Origin of the sequence: Sphingomonas cavernae, assembly GCF_003590775.1 — a bacterium.
Taxonomy (GTDB): Bacteria; Pseudomonadota; Alphaproteobacteria; order Sphingomonadales; family Sphingomonadaceae; genus Sphingobium_A; species Sphingobium_A cavernae.
The window spans coordinates 786,705-800,192 of record NZ_QYUM01000003.1 but is presented as its reverse complement, the minus strand read 5'-3'; the positions used below and the strand labels follow the sequence as shown (position 1 = coordinate 800,192).

General features: G+C 63.6%; 14 protein-coding genes. 10 read left to right on the top strand and 4 right to left on the bottom strand.

Annotation, left to right across the window (positions count from 1 at the left end; all coding sequences use genetic code 11):
- Positions 1-52: 52 nt before the first annotated feature.
- Entirely contained in the window at positions 53-460 is a 408-nt protein-coding gene (gene parS / locus D3876_RS11520) for a type II RES/Xre toxin-antitoxin system antitoxin (protein WP_119762317.1), read from the top strand.
- Positions 461-475: 15 nt separating this feature from the next.
- A complete protein-coding gene (locus D3876_RS11515) occupies positions 476-910 on the top strand; it encodes an RES family NAD+ phosphorylase (protein WP_119762315.1) in 435 nt (144 codons plus the stop codon).
- Positions 911-1,047: 137 nt separating this feature from the next.
- Here the strand turns inward: D3876_RS11515 and D3876_RS11510 are convergent, their stop codons facing one another.
- Positions 1,048-2,052, bottom strand: a complete 1,005-nt coding sequence (locus tag D3876_RS11510) for an NAD(P)H-quinone oxidoreductase (protein WP_182911990.1) — start codon at positions 2,050-2,052, stop codon at positions 1,048-1,050.
- Positions 2,053-2,126: 74 nt separating this feature from the next.
- Between D3876_RS11510 and D3876_RS11505 the strand changes: the two genes are divergently transcribed.
- From D3876_RS11505 to D3876_RS11495, 3 genes are all read left to right on the top strand, one after another.
- Complete coding sequence (locus tag D3876_RS11505) at positions 2,127-2,324, top strand: DUF1192 family protein (RefSeq protein WP_119762311.1); 198 nt, start codon at positions 2,127-2,129, stop codon at positions 2,322-2,324.
- Between the two features lie 138 nt (positions 2,325-2,462).
- A complete protein-coding gene (clpA, locus tag D3876_RS11500) occupies positions 2,463-4,781 on the top strand; it encodes an ATP-dependent Clp protease ATP-binding subunit ClpA (RefSeq protein WP_119762309.1) in 2,319 nt (772 codons plus the stop codon).
- Positions 4,782-4,942: 161 nt separating this feature from the next.
- Complete coding sequence (locus tag D3876_RS11495; RefSeq protein ID WP_182911989.1) at positions 4,943-6,598, top strand: sensor domain-containing diguanylate cyclase; 1,656 nt, start codon at positions 4,943-4,945, stop codon at positions 6,596-6,598.
- 18 nt (positions 6,599-6,616) lie between these two features.
- Here D3876_RS11495 and D3876_RS11490 read toward each other — a convergent pair whose 3' ends face one another.
- Entirely contained in the window at positions 6,617-7,180 is a 564-nt protein-coding gene (locus tag D3876_RS11490; RefSeq protein ID WP_182911988.1) for an OmpA family protein, read from the bottom strand.
- Between the two features lie 208 nt (positions 7,181-7,388).
- Here D3876_RS11490 and D3876_RS11485 point away from each other — a divergent pair, with 208 nt between their 5' ends.
- The 3 genes from D3876_RS11485 to D3876_RS11475 are packed head-to-tail and all read left to right on the top strand — an operon-like array spanning position 7,389 to position 9,689.
- The gene (locus tag D3876_RS11485) at positions 7,389-8,081 is read left to right on the top strand and encodes a type 1 glutamine amidotransferase domain-containing protein (RefSeq protein WP_119762303.1); all 693 of its coding nucleotides are present in this window, start codon (positions 7,389-7,391) and stop codon (positions 8,079-8,081) included.
- Positions 8,082-8,119: 38 nt separating this feature from the next.
- On the top strand, positions 8,120-8,998 hold the full coding sequence (locus D3876_RS11480) for a dienelactone hydrolase family protein (RefSeq protein WP_119762301.1): 879 nt from the start codon (positions 8,120-8,122) through the stop codon (positions 8,996-8,998).
- A 52-nt stretch (positions 8,999-9,050) separates the two neighbouring features.
- Positions 9,051-9,689, top strand: a complete 639-nt coding sequence (locus tag D3876_RS11475; RefSeq protein ID WP_119762299.1) for a glutathione S-transferase family protein — start codon at positions 9,051-9,053, stop codon at positions 9,687-9,689.
- Positions 9,690-9,877: 188 nt separating this feature from the next.
- Here the strand turns inward: D3876_RS11475 and D3876_RS11470 are convergent, their stop codons facing one another.
- Positions 9,878-10,612: a Bax inhibitor-1/YccA family protein gene (locus D3876_RS11470; protein ID WP_119762297.1), complete on the bottom strand. Its 735-nt coding sequence runs from the start codon at positions 10,610-10,612 to the stop codon at positions 9,878-9,880.
- A gap of 121 nt (positions 10,613-10,733) precedes the next feature.
- Here D3876_RS11470 and thpR point away from each other — a divergent pair, with 121 nt between their 5' ends.
- Positions 10,734-11,270, top strand: a complete 537-nt coding sequence (gene thpR / locus D3876_RS11465; RefSeq protein ID WP_119762295.1) for an RNA 2',3'-cyclic phosphodiesterase — start codon at positions 10,734-10,736, stop codon at positions 11,268-11,270.
- Positions 11,271-11,324: 54 nt separating this feature from the next.
- Here thpR and D3876_RS11460 read toward each other — a convergent pair whose 3' ends face one another.
- Complete coding sequence (locus D3876_RS11460) at positions 11,325-11,783, bottom strand: low molecular weight protein-tyrosine-phosphatase (protein ID WP_119762293.1); 459 nt, start codon at positions 11,781-11,783, stop codon at positions 11,325-11,327.
- A 71-nt stretch (positions 11,784-11,854) separates the two neighbouring features.
- On the opposite strand from D3876_RS11460, the gene D3876_RS11455 reads away from it, so the two are divergent.
- Positions 11,855-13,453 carry a spinster family MFS transporter gene (locus D3876_RS11455; RefSeq protein WP_119762291.1) on the top strand — a complete coding sequence of 533 codons (1,599 nt, stop codon included), beginning with the start codon at positions 11,855-11,857 and terminating at the stop codon, positions 13,451-13,453.
- Positions 13,454-13,488 lie beyond the last annotated feature (35 nt).

Sequence of the window (13,488 nt, the reverse complement as noted above, 5' to 3'; positions counted from 1 at the left end):
CCCGGACGGGCGACGGGTTGCGTTCGCAATTTGGCCTACCTATATTGGCCATATGGCAACTGCATTTTCGCTTGAACGCTTCGTGAAGGCGCCGCCGCTCAGACAGGCGGAGGCCGTGGCGCGCGGGTTGCCGGTCAAGGTCGTCCGCGATCTGGTCGCCGATCCCGCGATCAGCATCGCCGATGTGGCGCGTATCGTAGGCCCCCGCCGTACGTTGGACCGGAGGCTCAAACAGGACGAACGGCTGACGCCCGAGGAGAGCGATCGGTTTGCGCGATTCGTGACCGTGCTGCAAACCGCCGCGCAGATCTTCGGCAATCGCGCGCGCGCGATGGCATGGCTCGACGCGCCCAAACAGCGTTTCGACGGCGCTCGGCCGATCGACCTGTTGAAGAGCGACGCAGGGACGCGGCTGGTCGAGGAAGTGTTGATGCAGGCGCGCCACGGCTTTTCGGCCTGAATCTGCAGCACCGCGATGATCGTCTGGCGCATTTCCGAGCATGCCGATCTCGACGGGGTTGGCGGCACGATCGTCGGCGGCCGCTGGCACAGCAAAGGGCGCCCGATCGTTTACGCCGCCGATTCAAGCGCGCTCGCGATGCTGGAAGTGCTCGTCCATCTTGAGGTCGAGACCATGCCCGCGCCGTTTCAGCTCATGCGCATCGCGTTCGACGACGGCCTGGCCGCAACCGAATGGCCCGAAAACCGCCTGCCGCGCGACATCGCCGAGAGCAGAGCCTGGGGCGACACCTGGTTGAAGACCGCGGAAACGCCTGTCGCCCGCGTTCCCTCGGTGATCGCCCCCGACGGCACCAACTGGCTGCTCAACCCTCTGCATCCCGCGGCGAGGAGCGCGCGCATCCTCGCGAAAAGCCGCTGGCCATGGGACAAACGGCTGTTCAGGCGTTAGGCTACGGTCGGTTAAATCGGCTTGTGCTCCTGCGAAAGCAGGAGCCCATTTTGTCCGGCCGGCTTGTCACTTCCGACATGGGCTCCGGGTCAAGCCCGGAGCACCGGCATGGGTCAGATTCTACGGACGACCACCTATCACACGCCCATGGTCAGAACGATCTTCCCCACATGCTCCCCCGCCTCCATCCGCGCATGCGCCTTGGCCGCCTCGGCAAGCGGAAAGACGGCGTCAATGACGGGCTTCAAACTGCCTTCCTCGACAAATGGCCATACCGAGCGCACGAGTTCGTCGGCGACCAGACCCTTGAACTCGACCGAGCGCGCGCGCAGCGTCGAGCCTGTCAGAACCAGCCGCTTCATCATCACCGCGGCGATATTGACCTCCGCGGTCGCGCCGCGCTGCACCGCGATCGAGACATGCCGCCCCTCCGGCGCAAGGCACTGGAGGTTGCGCGGCACATAATCGCCCCCGACCATGTCGAGCACTGCTGTGCACCCGGTGCCGCCGGTGAACTCGTTGACCGCGGCCACGAAGTCCTGCGTCTGGTAATTGATAGCCAGATCGGCGCCCAATTCACGGGCGGCTGCACATTTTTCGTCCGATCCGCACGTGACGATCACTCTCAATCCGAAGAGCTTGCCGAGCGTGATCGCCATTGTCCCGATGCCGCTGGTACCGCCATGAACGAGCACGACGTCGCCCTCCACGGCATAAGCGCGCTCGAACAAATTGGTCCACACGGTAAACAGCGTTTCGGGCAGCGCCGCCGCCTCGATCATCGTGAGCGCGTGAGGCACGGGCAGGCATTGGGCCGCGGGAGCGACTGCATATTCTGCATAACCTCCGCCGGCGATCAGTGCGCAAACGGCCTGGCCAGGCTGTATCTCGTGCACGCCTTCGCCGAGCGCGACGACCTCGCCCGCGATCTCAAGCCCAGGTATCGTCGGCGCGCCGGGCGGTGGCGGATAAAGGCCGCGCCGCTGGAGAATATCGGGGCGATTGACGCCTGCTGCCGCGACCCGAACCAGCACTTCCCCCGCCCCCGGTTGCGGCACTGCACGTTCGACCGGCCGCAGCACCTCGGGCCCACCCGGTTCAGACGGGTCGATCGCGATCATCTTCTCAGGCAACGCTGACATATAATCCCCCACTGCGGCCAACAGCCGCCGCGCGGTTTATTGACAGCGGAACCGTTTCGGTCAACGTTTCTCCGATGGATCTGGACGAACTTTTTGCGAAGCGGCCGGGCGAACCACTTGCGATGCTCGTCAAGGAGGATCTCGATCCGCTGTCGATCGAGGAGCTGACGCTGAGGATCGAAGCGCTGAAGCTCGAAATCGCGCGCGCGGAGGCGCGGATTGCAGCCGCCACCAGCCACCGCACCAGCGCAGAGGCACTGTTCAAGCGATGACCGCAGCCGCACCGGGGCGCGCAAACTGCGCGATATTTTCCGGTGCGATGCGGCTGTCCTTGATCAACCCTTCAGCACTTCCGACATATAAGGAACCGGGGACGGGCGTATCCGTTGCCCCGCATGGAGTAGACTGAAATGCCGTCATTCGCCAACGCGCTCGAAAAAACGCTCCACAAGGCGCTCGAAGCCGCGTCCAATCGCCGCCACGAATATGCGACGCTCGAGCATCTCCTGCTCGCGTTGATCGACGACGAGCATGCGAGCCAGGTCATGGCGGCATGCGGCGTCGAGATGGGCGAATTGCGCGATGCCGTGACGACCTATCTTGACGGCGAGCTCGACGCGCTGAAGGTCGAGGGAGAGACCGATCCCTCGCCCACCAGCGGTTTTCAGCGCGTCGTCCAGCGCGCAATCCTGCACGTCCAGTCGTCGGGCCGCGATGAGGTCACCGGCGCGAACGTCCTGGTCGCGCTGTTTTCCGAACGCGAGAGCTATGCCGTGTATTTTCTGCAGCAGCAGGACATGAGCCGCCTCGATGCCGTCAGCTATATCAGCCACGGCGTCGGCAAGGGCAGCGCAATTCCGGAGCAGCGTGAAGTGAAGGGCGCCGAAGAGGAAAAGAACCAGAAGGCCGACACCAAGCAGAAGAATGAAAGCGCGCTTAAGCAGTTCACCGTCGATCTCAACGAGAAGGCGAAGGCGGGCAAGGTCGATCCGCTGATCGGGCGTTCGGCCGAAGTGGATCGCACCGTCCAGATCCTGTGCCGTCGTTCGAAGAACAACCCGCTTTATGTGGGCGATCCCGGCGTCGGCAAGACCGCGATCGCCGAAGGGCTGGCGCGCAAGATCGTCGAGGGCGATGTGCCCGACGTGCTCAAGCCCGCCGTGATCTACTCGCTCGATATGGGCGCACTGCTTGCGGGCACGCGTTACCGGGGCGATTTCGAGGAGCGGCTTAAGGCGGTTGTCACCGAGCTTGAGAAGCTCCCCGACGCGATCCTTTTCATTGATGAGATTCACACCGTGATCGGCGCTGGCGCCACATCGGGCGGCGCCATGGACGCATCAAACCTGCTCAAGCCCGCGCTGTCGGGCGGCGCGATCCGCTGCATCGGCTCGACGACCTACAAGGAATTCCGCAATCACTTCGAGAAGGACCGCGCATTGCTGCGGCGCTTCCAGAAAATCGACGTCAACGAGCCGACGATCGAGGACACGATCAAGATCCTCGCAGGGCTCCGTACAGCGTTCGAGGAGCATCACAACGTCAAGTACACGCCCGACGCCATCAAGGCGGCGGTCGACCTCTCCGCGCGCTACATCAACGACCGCAAGCTGCCCGACAAGGCGATCGACGTGATCGACGAAGTCGGCGCGATGCAGATGCTCGTGCCGCCTTCCAAGCGGAAAAAGACGATCACGCCCAAGGAAATTGAGGCGGTCGTGGCGACGATGGCGCGCATCCCGCCCAAATCGGTTTCGACCGACGACAAGGCGACGCTCGCCAATCTCGATACCGATCTGAAGCGCGTCGTGTTCGGCCAGAACAAGGCGATCGAGACCCTGTCCTCCGCGATCAAGCTCAGCCGCGCGGGACTTCGCGATCCCGACAAGCCGATCGGCAACTATCTCTTCTCCGGCCCCACGGGCGTTGGCAAGACCGAGGTTGCACGTCAGCTTGCATCAATCATGGGAATCCCGCTCCAGCGCTTCGACATGTCCGAATATATGGAACGCCACTCGGTCTCGCGGCTGATCGGCGCACCTCCGGGCTATGTCGGCTATGATCAGGGCGGCCTCCTGACCGACGCGGTCGACCAGCAGCCGCATTCGGTACTGTTGCTCGACGAGATCGAGAAGGCGCATCCCGACCTGTTCAACATCCTGCTGCAGGTGATGGACCATGGCAGGCTGACCGACCATCACGGCAAGACCGTAGATTTCCGCAATGTCGTCCTCATCATGACGACCAACGCGGGCGCGTCGGACATGGCGAGCGAGGGCATCGGCTTCGGCAACATCTCGAAGGAAGACGCGAGCGAGGAGGCGGTGAAGAAGATGTTCACCCCCGAATTCCGCAACCGCCTCGATGCGATCGTCCCGTTCGGCTATCTGCCGCCCGAGGTCGTCTCGCGCGTGGTCGAGAAATTCATCCTCCAGCTCGAACTTCAATTGGCGGATCGCAATGTTCACATCACGTTGAACGACGATGCCAAGGCGTGGCTGACCGCCAAGGGCTACGACAAGCTGTACGGCGCCCGCCCGATGGGTCGCCTGATCCAGGAAAAGATCAAACAGCCGCTCGCCGAGGAGCTCTTGTTCGGCAAGCTGGTCCATGGCGGCGAGGTCCGTGTCCATATGAAGGACGATGCGCTCGCCTTCGAGGTGACCCCCGCCGCGCCGAAAAAGCCCAAAAAGGGCGGCAAGAAGGCCGAGCCCGCCAAGGCGAAATAAGGCTGTTGCAACGAAATAAGGGCGGGCCCGCCCTTCGCGCGCACGGGGCTGGGCACCTTCAGCATCAGATCTTTTGGTTAACCCGTTTTTACCGATTTGATGTTACGTCGGTTGCCATGGATTCGCGTTTCGGATCATCGTTAGGCCGCGGCCTTGCGGCAATGTTGGTGTTGTTGGCCGCGCTCCTGTCGAGCCCTGTCGCGGCAATGCCCGATCATGCGCGTATCCATCCAACACCCTGCCTGCGCGCGGATACGGGCGGCCAGACCGAAGCCGATATCCTCAGCGGATCGGTGCCGCTCGATTGCGGCGCCCGCCAGACGAGGCATGGCCGCGGCGACTTCTGGGTGTTGCTCAGCGGATTTTCGGTCACCGGAAGCGCCGAGGAACCCTTCGTGCTCAGGACGGCCAGCGTTTGGCAGGACGCGGTCAGGCTGCACATTCTCTATGCCGACGGCTTCACCGCGCAGGTCTTGTCAACCTCTGCCAGCACATCACCGCGTATCCGGCCGGGCGCTTTCATCCAATATGATCTTCCCGTACGCAGCGCGCCGATCACCGCGATCGTTGCGCATGTCCAGGGATCAGCGAATGTCCGCGGCGTGCTGTTTTCGCCGGAGATACTGCCGAAAAGCGAAGCCGCGCGGCGCGATCTAGCGCTGACCGCGCTCTATGCCGGTTTTCTGGGGCTTTGCCTCGCGCTACTTTGCTACAATCTGATGATGTGGGCGGTGATGCGGCGCCGGTTCCAGATCGCCTATTGCGCAATGCTGGTTGCGATGATGGCCTATGCCTTCTCGTCATCAGGCGCACTTGCCTGGGTCTGGCCCGCGATCGACAACAATGACCGGCTGCGCATCAACTATGGGTTGCTGACGCTCGTCGTCGCCGCCGCGATCGCATTTGTCCGCCATTTCTTCGAGGCGCGGATCATACCGCGCTGGGTGCTCCGCCTCACGCGCGTGGCGACCGTCACCTCCCTGGCCGCGACGGCTGCAATGGTGGCGCTCGCCCCTTGGCGGATCGCGCTGCTCGACACCGCAAACTCTCTCGCGCTGGGTGCATTGCTGTTCTGCGCAATACCCATGATCGCCTTTGCACGCATCCGCCGCAGCCGCTTCCTGACCGTTTTCCTGATCGCCTGGGCAGCGCCGTTCCTTTTCGCGGTCATCCGGGTCATCGCCAATCTCGGCCTCCTCCCGCCGTCCTTCTGGATCGACAACAGCACGGTCATGGCGATGAGCGCAGAGGCGCTGCTGAGCGCGGTTGCGATCGCCTATCGCATAAGGCTGCTCAGCGACGAGCGCGACAGCGCGCGAGCAAGCGAGACGCTGGCACGGCTGATTGCCGAAACCGACCCTGTCACCGGAATCGCCAATCGCCGCGCCTTTCTGGCCGCTGCCATCGGCGCGCGCGTACCCCAGCGGCTATTGCTGCTGCATATCGACGGCTTCAAGGAGATCAACGACCGGATCGGTCATGACGGCGGCGACGAGGTGCTACGCATTGTCGCGGAGACGGCTCAGCACTTCGCGCCCCGCGACGCGCCCGTCGCGCGCCTGGGCGGTATCGAGTTCGCCATCCTTCTGCCCGCGCAATCCGCCGAATCATTCTCTCCGGCTCTGCTGCTGGAACGGGTGCGGACTGCGCCCATGCCCTCGGGTATCAAGGTGACGGTCAGCATCGGCATCGCCGAAGGCCCAGTCGCGACGGAGGACGATTGGACATCGCTGTACCGCGACGCCGATCGCGCGCGATATCGGGCCAGTCGAGATGGCGGCGGCCGCTTCCGGATCAATCTCGCCCAGCTCGCATAGGGCGAACCTCGAACGACGCTATTTCTCGATGACGATCAGCTCGATGCGGCGGTTGCGCGCGCGTCCCTCCACATTGGCGTTGTCTGCGATTGGCTGCGACATGCCCCTGCCTTCCGTCTCGATCCGGTCCTCGGAAATACCCGCCTCGACGAGCATCTGTTTGGCGGTGATCGCGCGGTCTTCGGAAATCTTCTGGTTCGCCTTGGCATCGCCCGCGCCGTCGCTGTGGCCGACGAGACGGAGCCGGACATCGGGATAGGATTTCAGCAATTCGACGAGTTCGGGGACCATCGCGCGCGTCGCAGGCGTCGCGGTCGCCGACCAGTCGTCGAACTGCTTGCCCCCGATCTCGAAACTGCGCGGCGCCGGATCGCGTGAGGCGAGGTAATTCGCCAGTTGCTCGCCTACCGATCCCGGCTCGACCGCGATTGTGGCGCCATTGGGCAGCCCGATAAAGTGGCTGCGCACCTGATTGGTGGGCACCTCGACGCTCGCCGCATTCTCTTGTGCATCGCGCAGGCCGCAAGCGCCAAGCGCCAGCAGACCGATGACAACGCAGCAGGTTCGACGATTGAGCAGCATCCAGCGGTCTCCGGGCAAATCTCGGCACCAACTCCGCGGACTATCCCGCAGCGCACGACAACTGACAAGCGCCTTGCGATTTGCGGCCATCGCCGCAACGACGCCCCCTCACCCCGTGCCCATGCCGAAATCGGAACTTGCCAGTCGGCGAAGCGTTTCCGGCGCAGACTGCTCTCCTCCCTGCAGCCCGCACATCGAGGGGCCCGCCATGAAGATTCTCATCGTCCTCACATCGCACGACCGGCTCGGCGATACGGGTGAGAAAACAGGCTTCTGGCTCGAAGAGTTCGCCGCTCCCTATTATGTGCTGAAAGAGGCTGGCGCCGAGATCACTCTCGCCTCGCCGGCGGGAGGGCAACCGCCCCTCGACCCCAAAAGCGACGCGCCCGAGAACCAGACCAACGCCACGCACCGTTTCAACGACGATGCGGCGGCGAAGGCGCAACTCGCCAACACGCTGAAGCTCGCAGACGTCGAGGCGCAGGATTTCGATACGATCTTCTTCCCCGGCGGCCATGGCCCGATGTGGGATCTCCCCGACAATGCCGCATCGATCGCGCTCATCGAAGCTTTCTGGAAGGCTGGCAAACCCGTGGCGGCCGTTTGTCATGCGCCCGCCGCGCTGGTTAACGTCCGCGACGAGAAGGGCGAATGGCTGGTGAGCGGCCGGCGCGTCACCGGGTTCAGCAACAGCGAGGAAACGGCGGTTGGGCTCGAAAAGGTCGTCCCCTTCCTGCTCGAGGACAAGCTGAAGGATCGCGGCGGCCTTTACGGAAGCGCGGCGGACTTCGCCCCACATATCGAGATAGACGGACTGCTCGTGACCGGGCAAAATCCCGCCTCGTCGGAAGAGTGCGCGAAGGAGCTGCTGAAGCTGGTGCGTACGGCCGAGCTGATCTGACGCATCGTCTGCGCGGTGCGCTGTCACGGGGAGAAAGCATGATCGACAATGCCGTCCGCGCCAAGGCAATCGCGCTCTACGATCGCTACACGCACGAAACGCTCGACCGTCGGTCTTTCATGGCCGAACTGACCAGGCTCGCCGGAAGCGCGGCCGCGGCCAATGCGCTGCTGCTGTCGATCGCGGCCGATCCCGCGGTTGCCGCGATAGTTCCGCCCGATGACAAGCGCCTCGTGCTGCGCAAGGGGCCCTATGAAATCGATGGTGGCTCCATGACCGGATATTTCGCAAAGCCGGCGAACGTCGCACGCAAGCTGGGCGCGATCATGGTCATCCACGAGAATCGGGGGCTCAACGCGCATACCGAAGATGTCGCGCGGCGGCTGGCGCTGGCGGGCTTCTTTGTCGTCGCGCCCGATTTCCTCTCGGCTTCGGGCGGCACCCCGGCGGATGAGGACAAGGCGCGCGAGATGATCGGCAAGCTCGATTACAAGCAGGTCATCGCACAGGGCGTGGCCACGATCCAGCGATTGAAGACGCTGGAGAACACCAACGGCAAGGCGGGTACGGTCGGCTTTTGCTGGGGTGGCGCAATGGTCAATCAGGTCGCGCTCGCAGCAGGCAAGCAACTCGACGCTGGCGTATCCTATTACGGCCCGGCGCCCGCCCCCGCGGAAGCCGTGCGGATCCAGTCGCCCCTGCTGTTGCAATATGCGGGCAATGACGGCCGGGTGAACGCCACCGGCGCACCCTGGACCGAAGCGCTTAAAAAGGCGGGCAAGCGCGTCGAGAGCTTCACCTATCCGGGGGTCGAGCACGCCTTCAACAACGACACCTCGAGCGCGCGCTACAACAAGGCTGCAGCAGACCTCGCCTGGGATCGCACGCTCGCCTTCTTCACGCGCTACCTTGCATGACAGGGATAATTGTTCCTGTTATGTTCCAATGGTGATTCGAAGGAGTGATGCCATGTCGAAGGAACTCGTTTTCTACACCAACCCCATGTCGCGCGGCCGCATTGCGCGCTGGATGCTTGAGGAAGTCGGCGCACCCTATCGCACCGAGGTGCTCGATTATGGCACCACGATGAAGGCGCCCGAATATCTGGCGGTCAACCCGATGGGCAAGGTGCCCGCGATCCGGCACGGCGACACGGTCGTCACCGAATGTGCGGCAATCTGCGCCTATCTCGCCGATGCTTTTCCCGACGCCGGACTTGCCCCCGCGCCGGCTGATCGTGGCGATTACTATCGCTGGATGTTCTTCACCGCTGGGCCGCTCGAGGCGGCCATCCTCGACAAGACGCTTGGCGTCGAGTTGCCCGACGACAAGAAGATGATGGCGGGCTATGGCTGCTATGACGATACGGTCGACGCGCTCGAGCGCGCCGTCACCGGCAAGCAGTTCGTTGCGGGTGACCGCTTTTCGGCCGCCGACGTCTATGTCGGCTCGCACATCATGTGGGGCACGCAGTTCGGCACGCTGCCCACGCGCCCCGCGTTCGAGGCGTATATCGCAGCCCTTGCCGCGCGTCCCGCGCATGTCCGCGCGAGCGAACTCGACGATGCAGCCATGCCCGCGCAACCGGCGCAGCCCGAACCCGCCTGAACGGCAAAAATCCAACCGTGTACCCCGGCGCAAGCCGGGGTCCAGAGTGGCAGAGTGCTGTGCCTGTGTCTCCTGGCCCCCGGCCTGCGCCGGGGTACTTGGTGCCAGATGCCCATTCCGCCACGAACAAAAAAGACCCGGCAGCTTGCGCTGCCGGGCCACGCCTCGGCTCGGAAGTTCCTGAAGAACTATTCGCGGTTGCCCATGAAGCTGAGCAGGAACTGGAACATGTTGATGAAGTCGAGATAGAGCGACAGCGCGCCCATGATCACGGTCTTGCCCATCATGTCCGTGCCCGCGACATACGCGTACATCGACTTGATGCGCTGCGTGTCATAGGCGGTCAGGCCAGCAAACAGCAGCACGCCAACGAAGCTGATCACCAGCGCCATCGTCCCCGACTGGAGGAAGATGTTGATGACCGATGCCACGATCAGGCCAACCAGACCCATGACCAGGAAGGTGCCGAAACCCGACAGATCCTTCTTGGTCGTGTAGCCCCACAGGCTAAGCCCTGCGAAGGCCGCGGCGGTCGCGAAGAAGGTCTGCGCGATCGAGGTGCCCGTGTAGACGAGGAAGATCGTCGACATCGACAGGCCCATCACCGTCGCGAAGGCCCAGAAGCAGGCCTGGAGCGCGCCGGTCGAAAGCCGGTTCAGGCCAAAGCTCATCACCATCACGAACGCCAGCGGCGACAGGATGATCAGCCATTTCAGAATTCCCGGTCCGAACATAATGCTCTGCGCAAGGCCCGAGCTGGCGAAGAGCAGCGCGACGACGCCCGTCAGCAACACGCCCGACGCCATATAGTTGTAGACCGAAAGCATGTAGGACCGCAGCCCCGCATCGAATGCGGCATCGCGAACGCCGGCTTGCGCCGGGAACCGCGCGGCTGTCGTCCGGGGGTCAGACCAGTTTGCCATTTGAATTCGTCTCCTTTGCCCGGCCAAGGGGCCGGATGAGCGTAATATCGGTGGAATGCACGATAGATTCAAGGAAAACCGGACGGGATTAACCGCTGATCTTCTGTTACAAATTATTTCCATGCATCGACTCTTCGCCGCCATCCGGCCGCCGGCCGCGATACGTCAGCATCTTCTTGGTCTTATGGGCGGCGTTCCGCGCGCGCGCTGGCAGGACGACGACCAGCTTCATCTGACGCTGCGTTTCATCGGTGAGGTCGACCGTCACACCGCCGCCGACGTCGCTGCAGCGCTCGGTCAGGTCCGCCAACAGCCGTTCGAGATCATGCTCAGCGGTATCGGAACTTTCGATCGCAAGGGGCGCACCGACACGCTCTGGGCCGGTGTCGCGCCGCATGATCAGTTGACGCTGCTCCACAACAAGATCGACCAGTCGCTCGCCCGGATCGGCTTGGCCCCGGAAACGCGCGCCTATTTGCCGCATCTTACGCTGGCGCGCCTGGGGCGCGACACGGGGCGCCTCGACGGCTTCGCCGAAAGCCATGGCGGACTTTCCAGCGACCCCTTCACGGTCACGCATTTCATGCTTTTCGAATCAACACTGGGAAATCAGGGTGCGCGCTACGACGTCGTCGAGCGCTATGCGCTCACCCCTTGAGCCTGATCGGTTGAGACCTTGATTCACGTTTCAGGTTGATTCAACCTGAAACGATCAAGGTCTGAGCCGCTGCGCAAGCCCCTTTGCACCCGCCACGACATCGGCCCAGGTCGTATCGAAGCCTGAGTCGTCGCCATAATAGGGATCGGCAACCGCATCGCCCTCGCGGCCGGCCACATGATCGAGCAACAGACTGATCGCGGCGGTCGCCCCTTCAGGCTTCATCGCACGCAGATTGGCGAGATTGCTTTCGTCAAGCGCGATAATGTGATCATAGCGCGTGAAATCCGCAGGCTCTACCTGCCGCGCGCGATATGCGGAAATGTCGATGCCGTTGCGACGCGCGACCGCCTGCGCGCGCGTGTCGGGCGCATGGCCCAGATGCCAGTCGCCGGTGCCCGCCGAATCGACCTCCACTTCCAGTCCCTGCCGTTCGGCCTCGGCGCGGAACGCCGCCTCCGCCAGCGGCGAACGACAGATATTCCCGAGACATACGAACAGCACCGACACCATATTGAAACTCCTTTGCCAATCCGGCGAACCCTGTAAGCTCGCCGCAACAAAACATAAAGGAGAGCGGGCGGATGGGTGGCGGACTGTACCGATATTATGTGCTTGGCCTGCTCATGGTCATCTACGCGTTCAATTTTCTCGACCGTCAGGTCATCACCATCCTCGCTCCGTCGCTGAAAGCCGATCTCGGATTACAGGATGCCCAGCTCGGGCTTCTGTTCGGCACCGCCTTCGCGCTGTTCTACGCGCTCTTCGGCATCCCGCTCGCCAAGCTCGCGGATGGCTGGCACCGCGTGAAGACGATCTCGCTGGGTCTGACCTTCTGGTCGGGGATGACCGCGCTCAGCGGCTTCGCGACCAATTTCGCGCAGCTCGGCGCGGCGCGGGTCGGCGTCGGCATTGGCGAGGCGAGCGCGTCGCCCGCCGCATATTCGCTGCTCCAGGACTATTTTCCCAAGGAGAAGCGCGCCACTGCGCTCGCCTTCTATTCGAGCGGAATCTATGTCGGCGTCGGCGCTTCACTGATCTTCGGGGGCGCGGTCATCGCCTATTGGGACACGCATTTTACGCCAGATACCCAGCCTTTCGGTCTGGCGGGCTGGCAGGCGACCTTCCTCGCCTTTGGCATCCCCGGCATGCTGCTCGCGCTGCTCATGCGCCTTACCGTCCGCGAGCCCGTGCGCGGCGCGATGGACGGGCACGCCGCCCCGGTCAATCCGCACCCCTTCCGGTCGGTGGCGCAGGAATTCGCGGCAATGTTCCCGCCCTTTTCGCTGATTGCACTGGCGCGCAGCGCCGCGACGCGTCCGCAACTCGTCCGCAATCTCGCCATGCTGGCGGCTTCGGTTATCGGCGCCATGCTCGTTATTGCCTGGACCGACGGACTTTTACCCGCCGAGAAGCGCCCCGCGATCGCCACGCTCGGCGGGATCGCGATCACCACCAACGTCGTGCAATGGACCGCGATCGCGATCGGCGCCTATTGCAGCTTCAGTTGGATCCAGTCGATCCGCCTGCGCGACCGGCCCACCGCACGGCTGATCGGCAACGGCACCTTCGCAATGTTGTCGGTGGGGGGCGGACTGATGTCCTTCGCCAGCTATGGCCTCTCCCCTTTCCTCTATCTCTACGCGGTCAAGACCTTCGGCGTCGGGCCCGAGGCGGGCTATACGCTCGGGTGGATCCTCGCGATTGCGGGCGGGTTCGGCACCGTGGCCGGCGGCATGATCTCCGACCGCGCACGCAGGCTGCATCCCTCCGGACGGCTCTATGTCGTCATCGCCGCGGCGACCGCCGCCGGCATCCTGCTCTGGGTCCAAATGCACACCGCCAGTCTGACAGTGTTTTACGTTCTGCTCGGCCTCGTGAACTTCCTTCAGATCATGTGGCTGGGCCCCGTCGCCGCAACCTCGCAGGACCTCGTCCTGCCACGCATGCGCGGGGCGGCGACCGCTGTGTTCTTTCTCGGCACCAACATCATCGGCCTGGGACTGGGCCCCTATGTCGTCGGGCTCGTCAGTGACGCCACCGGCGATCTCCGCTTCGCGATGCTCTCGGTGCTGTTCATCCTGCCAGTGACGCTGACGCTGTTCATGCTCGCGAGCCGCAGGCTGCCGGCGCTCGAGGCGAGCGTTGTCGAACGCGCGCGCGAGGCCGGCGAGCCTGTCTAGAGCGACGCGCGTTAAGTCTGATCCCTACTCGTGCT

Bases quoted from the DNA above. Each gene is read 5' to 3' on its own strand.
- D3876_RS11490 (WP_182911988.1), bottom strand. From the start codon at position 7,180: ATGCTGCTCAATCGTCGAACCTGCTGCGTTGTCATCGGTCTGCTGGCG.
- D3876_RS11515 (WP_119762315.1), top strand. From the start codon at position 476: ATGATCGTCTGGCGCATTTCCGAGCATGCCGATCTCGACGGGGTTGGC.
- clpA (WP_119762309.1), top strand. From the start codon at position 2,463: ATGCCGTCATTCGCCAACGCGCTCGAAAAAACGCTCCACAAGGCGCTC.
- D3876_RS11495 (WP_182911989.1), top strand. From the start codon at position 4,943: ATGTTGGTGTTGTTGGCCGCGCTCCTGTCGAGCCCTGTCGCGGCAATG.
- parS (WP_119762317.1), top strand. From the start codon at position 53: ATGGCAACTGCATTTTCGCTTGAACGCTTCGTGAAGGCGCCGCCGCTC.
- D3876_RS11455 (WP_119762291.1), top strand. From the start codon at position 11,855: ATGGGTGGCGGACTGTACCGATATTATGTGCTTGGCCTGCTCATGGTC.
- D3876_RS11510 (WP_182911990.1), bottom strand. From the start codon at position 2,052: ATGTCAGCGTTGCCTGAGAAGATGATCGCGATCGACCCGTCTGAACCG.
- thpR (WP_119762295.1), top strand. From the start codon at position 10,734: ATGCATCGACTCTTCGCCGCCATCCGGCCGCCGGCCGCGATACGTCAG.
- D3876_RS11480 (WP_119762301.1), top strand. From the start codon at position 8,120: ATGATCGACAATGCCGTCCGCGCCAAGGCAATCGCGCTCTACGATCGC.
- D3876_RS11460 (WP_119762293.1), bottom strand. From the start codon at position 11,783: ATGGTGTCGGTGCTGTTCGTATGTCTCGGGAATATCTGTCGTTCGCCG.
- D3876_RS11505 (WP_119762311.1), top strand. From the start codon at position 2,127: ATGGATCTGGACGAACTTTTTGCGAAGCGGCCGGGCGAACCACTTGCG.
- D3876_RS11485 (WP_119762303.1), top strand. From the start codon at position 7,389: ATGAAGATTCTCATCGTCCTCACATCGCACGACCGGCTCGGCGATACG.
- D3876_RS11470 (WP_119762297.1), bottom strand. From the start codon at position 10,612: ATGGCAAACTGGTCTGACCCCCGGACGACAGCCGCGCGGTTCCCGGCG.
- D3876_RS11475 (WP_119762299.1), top strand. From the start codon at position 9,051: ATGTCGAAGGAACTCGTTTTCTACACCAACCCCATGTCGCGCGGCCGC.